Below are 13,069 nucleotides of genomic sequence, written 5' to 3'. Positions count from 1 at the left end.
CTGTATCTTAGAATACATTTTAGCCACCGAACCCAAGAGAGCCAAAAGTTGAGCTTTTCTGGAATTAATTTCGCCGCAGATGGAGATAAGACTAACTCACTAATTATCTCCAGAGACACCTATGAAATTAACCTATCGCGGCATTGCTTACGAGAAAAATCCCACTGCCACCGTTGCTTCCAGTCCGCTGATTTTAGGCTATCGTGGTGTTCCCTATTTAAAAAACCGTGATGTCGCTCAAAGCATTGAGAAACCGGTAGCCTTTACCTATCGCGGTCAAGCCTATCATATCACTCAATCTTTAGCTTCTTTGCCCATGGAAAGACCCTCTTTAAGTTTTTAACTTCTAGTTCTTTTTTCAATCAATCTCTTTTAAAGATTGTCAATTAAGTAGCTGGTTATAATTAAATTAAAAATGGATTTTAGGTTTGATCCCCCCTGCCCCCCTTATCAAGGGGGGTGTCTGACAACTTTTAACACCTACCTACTTAATGATTTTATTAATTACCTTAAACGGGTTTTATCTCCCCTCTTGCTCCCTCGCTTCAAGGGGGATTTTTTTATTTGTTTTGCCAACAAGGAATAACTACCTAAGCAAAATTAATTACACATATTTTTCCCTTCCGCAGTTCCGCAGTTCCAGCGTTCCCCCTTTCCGGAGTCTGAATTTAATTTTGTCGAACTGCTGATAGTTATCAGTTTTTTGTAGAATAGGGAGATTGAGAAAACGAACATCTGCCCCTATGACAAGATTCCCTTTGACTGGTCGCTATTCTAGTTTATGCGTCTTGCTCACTTTATTCTGGTTAAGCGGTCAATCTTTACCGGTGCGAGCAGAAAAAATCTATAATCCCGTCCCCCTCATCCTCAACAAAGAAATTAACGATACTCTCACCGACAAAGATATTCCCACGGGGGAGGGAGGGTTTGCTAGGGATTATACCGTGGATTTGGACAAGGATGATCAGGTGGCCATCGATCTCAAATCGGAAAACTTTGATGGAGTTTTAATTCTCCTGGCTGACGATGGTTCCACTGTAGCGGAAAATGATGATGGTCCCGATGGTGGCACTAATGCTCTCCTCTTTGCACGGATTACCGAGTCGGGTAAATATATTATTCGGGTGAGAGCTTTCGGAGAAACCGGTGGGGGAAAATTTACCCTGAAATTAACCCGTTTACGGGCTGTGGAGGGCAAAAATTAGCTAATTATTGTCAAAAAAACCAAGAATAGAGCCTCTGTCCACTCTACCACCGCACCGTAGGTATCGCCGGTGTGACCGCGAAGACGACGATATAACCAGTAACCAGTAAGCAGAGCGAGGGCGATTCCAGCACTAATGGCGATTATTCCCCACCTTAGACCACCAAATAGGGCGATTAACCCCCAAATTACTCCCCCACAGTCCCAAGGCAGACAAAAAGCCACTTTATGAAAGGCTCCCTTACCGGTGGGTTTGAGGTAGGGATAAAGAGCGATCGCCATTACTTGCCCCCAACGTCCCCAAATTGGTGCTAAAATTAGAGCTAAGGCTCGATTATCGCTTAAATCGGTCAAAGCGGCGATTTTTAGCAGCAAAACCATAGTCACGGCCATGACTCCAAAGGCCCCGGTAACACTATCGGCCATGACCAATAAACGACGCTGGGGGTCGGTGACAGCTAAACCATCGGCCGTGTCACTAACTCCATCAAGGTGTAGTCCTCCCGTTAGATAAACCCAAACCCCCACAAGGACAACCGCACGAGTCAGGGGTGGCATTCCCAGACCAGCTAGAGTTATATCGAGCAAAACCAAAATTAAACCCAAAAATAAGCCCACTAAGGCAATCCATCGGGCAATTCTGCCAAAATCCGGCCAGGCAATCGGAACGGGAATAATCGTGTAAAAAGCGATTGCGCCTAAAAATGAGCGAATTTCTTGACAAATGAAGTTAAATATGGTAGTCAATCCCCCCAAAATTAGATTCCGGTATGGCAGCTTTTCTCATAAAGATGAAGTATAACTTAATTTTGTATCAGCCACCCTGTGGGATTTTCAAAACATCTGAGAACGCCTATAATGATTTAATTCGGCATAACACGGTTACTTGTAATTTTATAGGAAAAGTTCTTGCGATTGCTCTATAGGAGAGGAATATACGGAAAGATTTTTTTTAAAATGTGTATTTGGCGTGAGATACGGAAAGTTTCCGTATATTATGTAGTTAGATCGCCTAATCTTTAAAACTTCTATCTTCCTCAAGCAAAATGTCAAATGAATCAAAAATCCCATGGCCAATTTGGGCTGCTGTTATGCTGGCTTGCGCGTTTATTGCTACTTACGCCTCTCGTCCCCAAACCGACGATCAAAGAGTTGAATATCTGCAAAAAGAAATTCGCAGTCTAAAAGAACAATTAAATCGTCAGCAACCGACTTATTCTCCAAGTGTTTCTGAACCATCGCCATCACCTACAGCAATACCTACATCAACTCCTACTATTACTACTGAACCAACTCCAAATTTATCAAATCCAAAATGGGACCATAGTGTTTTTAATTCTAGTTCTGTAGGAGATTATGCAGCATTTTCGTATAAAATGATTGAAGAACCTGCATTTAATCAACAGAATCAACAAGTAGAGTGGATTGTTGAATTTTCAATTCCTCCAGAAGCAGAACGAAGCCCAGCAGCGAGAGAAGCTTACTTAAGACTTGAATTATTGCAGCATGGCTTTAGGGCTGAATTTATAGATAGTTCTGGTGTGTTTTTAGGAGCGAAAAACCTTGATAAAGAAGGTCAAGGAGGCAACAGAACACGATATACTTTGAGAGTTCCCAATAGTATTTGGGAAAAATGGTCAGAAGTAGCTATGGTAAAAGTTGTCAGAGACTGGTGAGACTGTTTATATATAGTGCGATTGCCAATTTTATAGCGATCGCCGATCTTGTAGGGTGGGTTAATGAAATGTAACGGTGCGATTCGTTTCTAGGGGAATAAATAGCCTAGAGTGCTGATAAAACAGATCGCCGTAGGGTGCGTTCCCTAAAGTGGCTCTTACTGCTCCAGTGATCGATTTTTGGGGAACGCACCATGCAGATTGATTGCAGCTGTGGGTTTAAGTGTGATGGCGAAGGCAGTGCGTAGCAGTACGCTGATCTTGTCGGTTGGGTTGACGGCTGTTACCCAACACCCTCAAAACCAAGATTAAATAAGGTAGGATAGAGAGCGAAAAGATATTCTAGGTTGCCGTGAATGGAAGCGTCTATATTGAAACAAGTATTGTTGGGCATTTAACCGCCAGACCCACTGACAATCTGATCGTTGCTGCTAATATCAAGATCACCCAGGATTGGTGGAACGAACATAGTAGCTCATTTACGCTTTACGCATCAGAGATCGTTGAAGATGAGGCAGCTAAGGGAGATCCGATAATCGCCGCTCAACGGTTAAACTTGTTACAATCCCTAATGCTTCTCGAACTTACGGAAGATGCGTTTGAACTTTCGCAAGCGTTTCTGACTCAAAGCAATCTGCCCCTAAAGGCATCTAACGACGCTTTACATATGGCATTAGCAACCGTCTATAACTTAGATTATTTGCTAACATGGAACTGCAAGCACATGGCAAATGCCCAAATTCACCACCAGCTGGCTCAGATTAGTTCTGATCTCGGATATATATTGCCAGTTATTTGCACTCCTTATGAGCTTATTGGATATAACCTAGAGGTTTAGTCATGTATAAAAATGAAATTCTCGATGAAATTCACAAGTATAGAGAAGAATACGCTCAATCGTTTCAATATGACTTAAGAGCTATTTTTAATGACTTAAAGCAGAAGCAACTGGCTCATAAAGATAGATTAGTTAGGTTGCCAATTAAGCGAGCGTCTAACAAATCACTGCACCCGACCGCCGGCTAAAGCATTCAATGGAACCGCTAAATCTATAGTGCGATGCCGAAGGCACTGCGTAGCAGTACGCTATCTCCCTAGGGTGCGTTCCCTAATGTGGCTCCTACTGCTCCAGCGATCGATTTTTGGGGAACGCACCATGCACATTGATTGCATCTGTGGGTTTAAGTGCGATGGCGCACCTTAAAATTAGCGAATTTCTTGACAAATGAAGTTAAATATGGTAGTAAATCCCAGCCAAATTCGCTCCCGGTATGGCAGCCTTTCTCATAAAGATGAGGTATAACCTAATTTTGTATCGGCCACCCTGTGGGATTTTCAAAACATGAGAACGCCTATAGCGGTGTGCAGTCGTATGAGGTACAGTGTCACGAGCTATAAACCATGCTAGGCAAAGCTTGGTTTGTATCTCACTCAAGCGCTTACCGCTATATAATAATTCGGCATAACACGGTTACTTGTAATGTTATAGGGAAAGTTTCAGAATATACGGAAATATTTCTTAAAAAATGTGTATTTGGCGTGATATGTGGAAAGTTTACATATAATATATAGTTATGCAGTTTTATTTTGTTAGATTCCTTAACTAGAAAGACTGTTAGTCTTAATATAATACTAGGTCGAGGTCTATTTAATATGAAGACAGAAGTTGTTGTTGCGTTGATTGCTGGAACACTAGCACTTGCAGGCTCAATACTGACCTTTTACTTAACTAAAATCAGAGAAGACAATACTAAGAGACTTGAACATACAATTGAGCATTATAGAAGCCAGATTGAAGAATTCTATGGACTACTCTTCAATCTCGTGAATCAAATTGATACGTTATATTATGTCAAAGAAGATATTGTTAATCCTGCCTCTGGGGTTCATGATCCACTAAGTGAAGAGCAAAAGAAGGAAATTGAGTCCTTTTTTAAGAATGAATATTTCTGTGATCTTCATAAAGAAATAGTCAGAATTTTGCGAACCAAGCTTTATCTAGTTGAAGGGGCGGAAATGCCTGCTAGTTTTTCCAATTATCTTCGTCATGCCACTCAAGAACAAGCTCAATTTAGATTGTGGAAGGAAAACAATATAGATACCAAGCATATTGTTGGAGAACCTTTTCCTGACCAGTTCATTAATGACATTAAATTTGATCTGCGAAATGCGATGCAAAGATATAATCAAACTAGGCAGATTTATAAGAGAAATATATTTGGTATTTCATTCATAAAATTGCCTTATTCAAAATCGAATTTGGAAAAGCATAACAACGCCCATGCACACCGAGCGCCGCAGCCGTAGGGTGCGTTCCCTAATGTGGCTCCTACTGCTCCACCGATCAATTTTGGGGAACGCACCATGCACATTGATTGAAGCTGTGGGTTTAGGCGTTGTCAAATTGAAAGATGCTCGGCGTTGCTGACTTTGGGTATGAATCATTGCATCTACATTTTTTAAAACTCAGGCTCAAACTGACTTTTTGATATATGCAAAATTAGCATTCATACCTTGATTAAGCAACGCCGGGGTTTTTTCGTTGAGTTGGCTGGCTCTTATCTTCGGTCGGCCTTTGAGCTTTTTCTGTTCTCTGAGTTGGGCTTCCAGTTGGGTGGTTCGTTACGAGGTTTTGTCAGCTATCTACTTCTTGGCGGAGGGCTTTCTCAATTTTCCTTTGGCTCTCTGTGGCAATCCTCCTATCTGTGTTAAACCAGATTTTCTCCCTCATAGCAACCCCTACACGACCTTGATTTTTGTTCGCGACAGCTTCCAGCAGTTATTGAGAGGTTACATCAGTGGGAAGTGGGAAGTAGGGAACACAGAGCAAAAAGCTGACGGCTGACAGCTGATAGCTCTTTATTGCTAACCGGACTGACGATGATCTATTCTGTATCCTAGCCTGACTCGCCAATCCCCACCGCCAAAAAAGAATAATGTACTGCGATTACCTGGTTCAAATCCTCACCGCACGCGTCTACGATGTCGCCCAAGAAACCCCCTTGGAACTTGCCCCCAATCTCTCCCAACGTTTGCACAATCAGCTTTTACTCAAGCGCGAGGATATGCAGTCGGTTTTCTCCTTTAAACTGCGCGGCGCATACAACAAAATGGCGCATTTGTCAAGGGATTTGTTACAAAAAGGTGTAATTGCTGCTTCGGCGGGAAATCATGCCCAGGGAGTCGCTTTGGGGGCGCGGCAATTGGGAACCCAAGCGATTATCGTTATGCCTGTCACCACTCCGCAAGTCAAAATCGACGCGGTAAAAGCCCGGGGCGGGATTGTCGTCCTGCACGGTGACACCTACGATGATGCCTACACCTACGCGCGGCAGTTAGAAGCGGAAAAAGGCTTAACTTTTATCCATCCCTTCGATGATCCGGAGGTAATCGCCGGCCAGGGTACGATCGGTATGGAAATTTTACGACAATATCAGCAACCGATCGAGGCGATTTTTGTCGCTATTGGTGGCGGTGGCTTAATATCAGGTATTGCAGCCTATGTCAAGCGTTTACGTCCAGAAATTAAAATTATCGGGGTGGAACCTGTGGACTCAGACGCGATGAATCAATCCCTAAAAGCCGGTTATCGGCTGCGTTTGTCCCAAGTGGGATTATTTGCCGACGGGGTGGCGGTGCGCGAGGTGGGAGAGGAGACTTTTCGTCTTTGTCAGCAGTATGTGGACGAGATTATCCTAGTGGATACGGATGATATCTGTGCGGCGATTAAGGATGTTTTTCAAGATACACGCTCGATTTTAGAACCTGCGGGGGCGTTAGCGGTAGCAGGAGCGAAAGCTTATGTAGAAAGAGAAGGAATTGAGGATAAAACCCTCGTTGCTGTGGCTTGTGGGGCGAATATGAACTTTGATCGTCTGCGGTTTGTGGCGGAAAGGGCAGAATTAGGGGAACGGCGCGAGGCGTTGTATGCTGTTACTATTCCCGAACAACCGGGCAGTTTACGGCGTTTTTGCGAATGTGTCGGCAAACGCAATTTAACCGAATTTAGTTATCGCATTGCCGATGAAAAAGAAGCACATATTTTTGTCGGCGCCCAGATCGAAAATCGCACCGATGCCAAGAAATTAGCCGAGAGTTTTGAAGCTTGTGGCTTTAAAACCCTCGATATTAGCGATGATGAATTGACTAAATTGCATCTGCGCCACATGGTGGGAGGGCGATCGCATTTAGCCGATCATGAATTATTTTATCGCTTCGAGTTTCCCGAACGACCGGGGGCTTTAATGAAATTTGTCGCCTCCATGAGTCCCCACTGGAATATCAGCGTTTTCCATTATCGCAATAACGGGGCCGATTACGGGCGCATCGTCGTGGGCATACAGGTCCCCCCCGATGAAATGAATCAATGGCAAGCTTTTCTCGATACTCTCGGCTATCGCTATTGGGATGAAAGTCAAAATCGGGCCTATCAGTTGTTTTTAGGTTAAAGTTGGCTGAATAAATCTAAAAACCTTGTTGGATAAGGCTTTTAGACTTTTTTCCCCTCAAAAAGTGCTGACCATTGGAGTGATCGGGGGTAAAATTCAGGCACTTTTTCCCTGAAAATTAGGTAACTGACTACCCCAAAATCGGTAAAACCCTACACCCTACACCCCACACCCCACACCCCACACCCCACACCCTGCCCCCACCAACAAACTTTTTCAGCAAACCCTAGGTTAAATCGCCATTTTCAGGAAGTTATCAGCATATGAATCAAGATTTTCCCCATATTTCCGTTTTGAGTCAAGAATTAATCGCCGGCTTAAATATTCAACCCGGGGGGCATTATCTCGATCTTACCCTAGGGGGTGGTGGACACAGCCGCTTGCTTTTAGAAGCTCATCCCGAAACCACAGTAACCGCCATCGATCGCGATCAAAGCGCCCTAGAAGCCGCTAAAATTAGTCTCGCCCCCTATCTAGATAGCCGTTTAACCCTCTGGTGGGGGAACTTCGCCGATTACAATGGACAAAATAGCAGTTTTGATGGCATTATCGCCGATTTAGGAGTCAGTTCTCCCCAATTCGATCAGAGCGAGCGCGGCTTTAGTTTTCGCCACACGGCAGCCTTAGATATGCGGATGGATCGCTGTCAATCCCTGACGGCAGCCGATATTATCAACCATTGGCACGAAAAAGAATTAGCAGATCTTTTTTATCAATACGGAGAAGAACGTTTATCTCGTCCTATTGCTCGCTCGATCGTCCAAAAACGTCCTTTTACTACCACTACAGAATTAGCGGCTGTCATCGCTAGTTCTGTACCCGCTAGTTACCGTTATGGACGTATTCATCCGGCAACGCGGGTTTTTCAAGCCCTACGCATCGCTGTTAATCAAGAATTAGATTCTCTCCAACAATTGTTAGATCAAGCCCCCCACTGGCTAAAATCCGGGGGAATTATCGCTATGATCAGTTTTCATAGTCTAGAAGATCGTCTGATCAAGTATGGCTTTCGCGAAGATAATTCCTTGAAAATTATCACGAAAAAGCCGATTATTCCCAGCCGGGAAGAACAAGCTAAAAATCCTCGTTCTCGTTCGGCTAAACTAAGAATAGCCCAAAAGATCGAATCAGAGGTTATCCTATAGCAGTTATCTTAATGGTGAGGTACAAACTATCTGGTTTTAGGGAGTCGTTATCTTGATGAGAAAGGCTATCAACTATTTTTTACACGAAGGAGAAATAATCGATCGAGAATTGAATTATGCTTTTGACTTGCCAAGGTTGTTTATTTTGTGTTTAAATCTGTCGTATTTGAAAGCTAAATATCGCTGACTGAACAACCATCTTTTTTCAATTTGACTTAAAGCAGACCATTTTTCGTAGGTGGGAAAAGCCACATCTTTAAAAAAAGATATCCATTGATTTAAAGTGGTTTCAATTGTGTGTTCTTTCGCCCTCTTATAACCGTTTTCAACCATTTTTTGATAAAGTTCTGGAGAACTTTTCAGACGACGAACTGCTTGAATTGTTTCCTCTAGAGAGTGAATAATAATAAAATCTAACTCCGTCTTTCTTTCTGCTAAAAAGCCTAACTCTGGAGTCAAAAGGGCAGGAACACCGGCGTGCCAAGCATTAATTAGCTTAATAGAACCTTTATTAGGATAATTTCGAGAATCAAAACTACGCGCGGCTACAATCACATCTAGATTAGTATAATTGTTCCATTGAAATTTATCCCAAATCGGCATCCAATGGCAATTGAGAGTATCCAAAGACTCTCGCCATGCTTCCGACCTTAATTCCGGTGCCAACTGACCCCTGTTGCCAATGTAAGAAATATTCTCCACTAGGGTGTTCCGTTCCCTATCTCTGGGAATTAACCCGGGCATCGGCCAATGACTAATTAGATGGGGGTTCCAAATAGAGTCTTTAGTCTTCTCCCAAGTATACGGATTATAAACAATGTGTAGGTGAGCCGAAGGGTGATATTCTTTGTCGCTTTGGACACAAATTAACATGACCTTATCCAAGAAGGGATAGTCATTATCTAGGGTGTCTCGGTCGGCGATTAAAATTCCTTGCTCTGGGATTTCTCTGGCTATTTCACAGGGAAAGCCAGCTTGTTTAAGATGAAAGTAGGTTTGGGCTATCCAAGCCGTAAAATTGCTAGGATCGCCTGTCCATAGAGTCTGGTCTTCCCTGATATTTTTTTGTCTGATTTCGTCAGGGGCGTAAAAATAGATTGTTCGCATTAATTATATAAGGCCAAAGCATTCTTTGTCCCATAGTTTAGCGCAAAAACGCTTTGCCGTCAATTGTAGCTCAAGAGGTCAGCAATTCTGATTATGGAAACCAGCCAGCCAAACCCCTAGTCTAAAGAAATATATTCGATCGCCTCCTAGGGTGGATAATTAGGAAACAATCCCTTGACCTAGGGAAATAGTACCAGGCTTCGCTTTAAGTAATTGACCGACCACAGCAATAATCGGTGTTTGCACCCCATCCATGGGCAAGAGAAGGTTTTTCATCAGTTGTGGTAAAGTAAAAACCAAGAAAAAAAGCCGGTATTTATTCTTGAAAATCACTGACTAAAATAACGCAGTCCCTTTACCAATCTTTCTACTGCCGTTAAAGCCGTTTCTGGAGATAAAGCACCGTAGGCAAGACGCAAATAACAGCCTTCTGTTATCCCAAAAGTTGAACCGGGTAACACCGCCACCCGCTGCTGCTCAATTAAACTTTTAACTAACTGAAAATCATTCTTGTCTGTGGTAATTTTCAGGAAGAAATAAAAAGCCCCTTCCGCAGTGGCAACATCACAGATATCCCTAATCGATTCTAGAGCATTCAGGCAAATTTCTCTAACTTTACTGATGGTTTTTAACTGTTCTAAAGGATAGCTTTTACCCACCTGTAACGCTCCCAGAGCCGCATATTGCGAAACCACCGGCGGACAGATTAAAATAGTATCCTGAATCTTATTAATCGCCTCAGATAAATGTTCTGGTACTACCATATAACCAATGCGCCAACTGGCAAAACCGTAGGCTTTTGAGAGACTAAATAAGGAAATAGTCCAGGATTCACTGCCAACAATTGCCCCCGGGGAAAAGTGACGGGCATGGTTATAGGTAAAATACTCATAGGCCTCATCATGAATGTGATAGATGCCCTTTTTTTGACAGATTCGATTGACTTCTCTTAGGGTATTTTCTGGATAAACTACTCCCGTGGGATTATTAGGAGAAATCGTCACCACTGCCTTAGTTTTTTCCGTGATTGCCTCTTCAATGGCAGCCGGACGCAATTGATAATTTTTGTCTGTGGCGACCAAAATTACTTGACAATCAGCCATTTTTATGGCCATTTCATGATTGAAATAAAAGGGAGTGTTGAGAATAATTTCATCCTCCGGGGAAGTAATGGCTAAAATGGCATTCATAAAGGCCATATTACTGCCCGCCGTCACAAAAATTGCCTGTTTATCGCTGATTTCTACCCGATTATCTTCGGCTAGTTTTTCCCGAATTACTGCTAATAAGGGGGGAATTCCCGCCACAGATTGATATTGATGATTTTTGGGATTGGCTAAAAATAAAGATAGAGATTCGATCGCTTCCTGGGGTGGATAATAGGAAACAATCCCTTGACCTAGGGAAATAGTGCCGGGGTTCGCTTTAATTAATTGACCGACCACGGGAATGATCGGTGTTTGTACCCCGTCCATGCGGGAGAGAAGGTCTTTCATTAAAGTAATCAATGGAGCCGAGCAGAGTCGAACTGCTGTCCAAATTAGGTATTGACTGTCCGTTCATTCACAGGTTTAGTTTCGATTACCCTCGAAACGGGGACTGTCACTTATCCCGGACAGTGGGATGCTCTAGTTAAAGCTTAGACGGTTAACTAACTAGAGAAAGTTAAACGTGGCATCCGTTGGGGGTTTATCCATAGTCCTTAACGGAGTCAAACTATGAATGCTCGAGTCGATTAGAGACTATTAGGCAGCTACAGGAGCGGCTTTACGAGCGAAAGGAACGATGTTGTTCGCATTTACTTTTTGTTTGAGCCTTTGATTTACGAGAGGAGACTCACTCTCGACCTGTATCACGGGGGAGCTTTCGCTAACCTGTCGAAACCGTTACGGCCCCTTGTGCTTACATTCTGATTATAGCATATTTTTTGATTAAGCTAATTTCGGCTCAATTGAGGATTTTTCCCTTCCCAGGCGTTAGAGCCGGGCTAGATCGGTAAAAAAGGTTTTTATCGCTGATTTTTGGGAAAGTTATCCTATATTTGCGATCCAGCTGCCATGGTTGATGCCGAAGTTGCCTCAACTCTGAACATTTTATGAAGATGCCCTGGCGTGGACGAGAGTGTAATTAATCCGTAAAGCTTCTACACGGGCGAAATGTTGAATATTACCCGTAACCAGTTCTAGATTAGATTGAATCGCCGTGGATGCGATCTGTAAATCGGCATGGGCGAGAATATTTCCCTGTTGTTCTAGTTGCGCTTGAATTTCTCCGTAAATTTTCGCTGTCAAGCGATCGAATGGCAGGATCGTGAATTCGGGGATAATTCTCGTTTCGATTTTTTCCAGAAAATCATTGCGCTTGGGGGAACGGAACGCACCTTTGTATAGTTCGGCGATCGTGATACTGCTAGTATATTGATTTTCTCGATCTAGCGATCGTAACCATTGCAGATAGTCCAGTAGCGGGCGCTTGCGTAACATCTCTGAAATAGCATCGGTATCAAAGAGATAAGCCATCAGGTTCTCTCGTCCAAGATATTATCCAGTTCTTCGGCTAATTCTTCGGAATCTTCCCAATTTTCGCTTAAATTCGCTAACCCTCCCCTCTGACGAGCGCTTCTCAGTCGTTGCAATTGTCGGATATCTTCGTAACTCACTAGGGCAGCCACGGGTTTGCCGTAGCGGGTGATGACAACGTAGCCCTCTTGGAGAGCAAGATCGATCGATTCGGAAAGACGCGCTTTCACTTCGGCTGTCGAGAGGATTTTTGTCATTGATCTTAAGTTGGACATCTTGACCATAATAATTCTAGTATATCGATTTCCACTCATACCAGAGTCGATTCAAGGTTGATGCGCGATCGGCGGCGTTGTCAAGTTTGAAGATGATCGCGTATCGGAGCAGCATTGAAAACGCTTTGAGAGCAGGGCTTTCCTTGTGTCGCCATTCATTCTTCAAATTCTGTCTGATCTTCTCACTTACCCTCCCGACCACCGGCTCCTAACCCCACCAACAAACTTATTCAGCAAGTCCTAATTATTGATTGCCTCGGTTTGAATGGCCACCTATCAACAATCTATCTCCATACCACAATTTAGCCATTTTGTCAAAAAAAATTTGACTTTGCAACAAAACTACACAAAAATTAGATCAACGTTGTTCGGGAAAAAAGGGAAAATTGGCGGAACTGTTTGGTTTTGCCCAAGGGAAAAGTCTAGATTTAGCAAGGGTTTTAAGACAACCCAGATCATTAAAACCCTAAAAATTACAATAAGAGGCATCATAGCATAATGCAAAATTATACCAGAATCGCTGGAAGTATTGTAACCTCGTAAATAAATAAAAATTATTCTCAATAAATTCTTAAGTAAAAATAAATATTACCGATTGTAAATTTAAATATTTTTAAGCATTGAAGGTATTTGCATATAAAATACTTATCATTTTGCCCTGATTGCCTCTGACTGGAAAGAGGGTGTGGGGTGTG

General features: G+C 42.9%; 14 protein-coding genes and 1 other RNA gene. 9 read left to right on the top strand and 6 right to left on the bottom strand.

The features are described from left to right. The first annotated feature begins 121 nt into the window (after positions 1 to 121). Both O9290_RS05565 and O9290_RS05560 read left to right on the top strand, forming a co-directional pair. Positions 122 to 343 carry a DUF4278 domain-containing protein gene (locus tag O9290_RS05565; protein ID WP_288027598.1) on the top strand — a complete coding sequence of 74 codons (222 nt, stop codon included), beginning with the start codon at positions 122 to 124 and terminating at the stop codon, positions 341 to 343. A gap of 400 nt (positions 344 to 743) precedes the next feature. Continuing rightward, a complete protein-coding gene (locus O9290_RS05560) occupies positions 744 to 1,205 on the top strand; it encodes a PPC domain-containing protein (protein ID WP_002786024.1) in 462 nt (153 codons plus the stop codon). On the opposite strand, the gene cobS is transcribed toward O9290_RS05560, so the two are convergent. Then, a complete protein-coding gene (cobS, locus tag O9290_RS05555) occupies positions 1,202 to 1,960 on the bottom strand; it encodes an adenosylcobinamide-GDP ribazoletransferase (RefSeq protein WP_288055090.1) in 759 nt (252 codons plus the stop codon). The genes O9290_RS05560 and cobS overlap by 4 nt on opposite strands. 290 nt (positions 1,961 to 2,250) lie before the next feature. Here cobS and O9290_RS05550 point away from each other — a divergent pair, with 290 nt between their 5' ends. From O9290_RS05550 to rsmH, 7 genes are all read left to right on the top strand, one after another. After that, entirely contained in the window at positions 2,251 to 2,880 is a 630-nt protein-coding gene (locus tag O9290_RS05550) for a hypothetical protein (protein WP_288027596.1), read from the top strand. A 352-nt stretch (positions 2,881 to 3,232) separates the two neighbouring features. Continuing rightward, positions 3,233 to 3,718: a type II toxin-antitoxin system VapC family toxin gene (locus O9290_RS05545; protein WP_288027594.1), complete on the top strand. Its 486-nt coding sequence runs from the start codon at positions 3,233 to 3,235 to the stop codon at positions 3,716 to 3,718. A 2-nt stretch (positions 3,719 to 3,720) separates the two neighbouring features. After that, positions 3,721 to 3,906 carry a hypothetical protein gene (locus O9290_RS05540; protein WP_002757942.1) on the top strand — a complete coding sequence of 62 codons (186 nt, stop codon included), beginning with the start codon at positions 3,721 to 3,723 and terminating at the stop codon, positions 3,904 to 3,906. A gap of 627 nt (positions 3,907 to 4,533) precedes the next feature. Then, positions 4,534 to 5,187, top strand: coding sequence for a hypothetical protein (locus tag O9290_RS05535; protein ID WP_002757940.1), 654 nt, complete (start codon positions 4,534 to 4,536; stop codon positions 5,185 to 5,187). 235 nt (positions 5,188 to 5,422) lie between these two features. Continuing rightward, positions 5,423 to 5,725, top strand: a complete 303-nt coding sequence (locus O9290_RS05530; RefSeq protein ID WP_002757939.1) for a hypothetical protein — start codon at positions 5,423 to 5,425, stop codon at positions 5,723 to 5,725. 91 nt (positions 5,726 to 5,816) lie between these two features. Then, positions 5,817 to 7,328 (top strand): threonine ammonia-lyase, biosynthetic, encoded by a 1,512-nt coding sequence (gene ilvA / locus O9290_RS05525; protein WP_002757938.1) that lies wholly within the window; start codon positions 5,817 to 5,819, stop codon positions 7,326 to 7,328. A 263-nt stretch (positions 7,329 to 7,591) separates the two neighbouring features. Continuing rightward, on the top strand, positions 7,592 to 8,473 hold the full coding sequence (gene rsmH / locus O9290_RS05520; RefSeq protein ID WP_002757937.1) for a 16S rRNA (cytosine(1402)-N(4))-methyltransferase RsmH: 882 nt from the start codon (positions 7,592 to 7,594) through the stop codon (positions 8,471 to 8,473). A gap of 114 nt (positions 8,474 to 8,587) precedes the next feature. Here the strand turns inward: rsmH and O9290_RS05515 are convergent, their stop codons facing one another. The 5 genes from O9290_RS05515 to O9290_RS05495 form a co-directional block, all read right to left on the bottom strand. Next, on the bottom strand, positions 8,588 to 9,580 hold the full coding sequence (locus O9290_RS05515) for a glycosyltransferase (RefSeq protein ID WP_288054707.1): 993 nt from the start codon (positions 9,578 to 9,580) through the stop codon (positions 8,588 to 8,590). A gap of 329 nt (positions 9,581 to 9,909) precedes the next feature. After that, positions 9,910 to 11,076 (bottom strand): pyridoxal phosphate-dependent aminotransferase, encoded by a 1,167-nt coding sequence (locus O9290_RS05510; protein WP_288054709.1) that lies wholly within the window; start codon positions 11,074 to 11,076, stop codon positions 9,910 to 9,912. Between the two features lie 9 nt (positions 11,077 to 11,085). Then, positions 11,086 to 11,476, bottom strand: a transfer-messenger RNA (tmRNA) gene (gene ssrA / locus O9290_RS05505). Positions 11,477 to 11,673: 197 nt separating this feature from the next. Beyond that, entirely contained in the window at positions 11,674 to 12,099 is a 426-nt protein-coding gene (locus O9290_RS05500) for a type II toxin-antitoxin system VapC family toxin (RefSeq protein ID WP_002757933.1), read from the bottom strand. Further along, a complete protein-coding gene (locus O9290_RS05495) occupies positions 12,099 to 12,356 on the bottom strand; it encodes a type II toxin-antitoxin system Phd/YefM family antitoxin (protein WP_002757932.1) in 258 nt (85 codons plus the stop codon). The genes O9290_RS05500 and O9290_RS05495 overlap by 1 nt, the downstream gene beginning before the upstream one ends. Between the last annotated feature and the right edge of the window lie 713 nt (positions 12,357 to 13,069).

Source organism: Microcystis sp. LE19-41.2A (genome assembly GCF_027530405.1).
In the GTDB taxonomy this organism is placed as follows: Bacteria; Cyanobacteriota; Cyanobacteriia; order Cyanobacteriales; family Microcystaceae; genus Microcystis; species Microcystis aeruginosa.
Note: the sequence above shows the minus strand (reverse complement) of the source record. Positions and strands in the feature narration are given on the sequence as shown.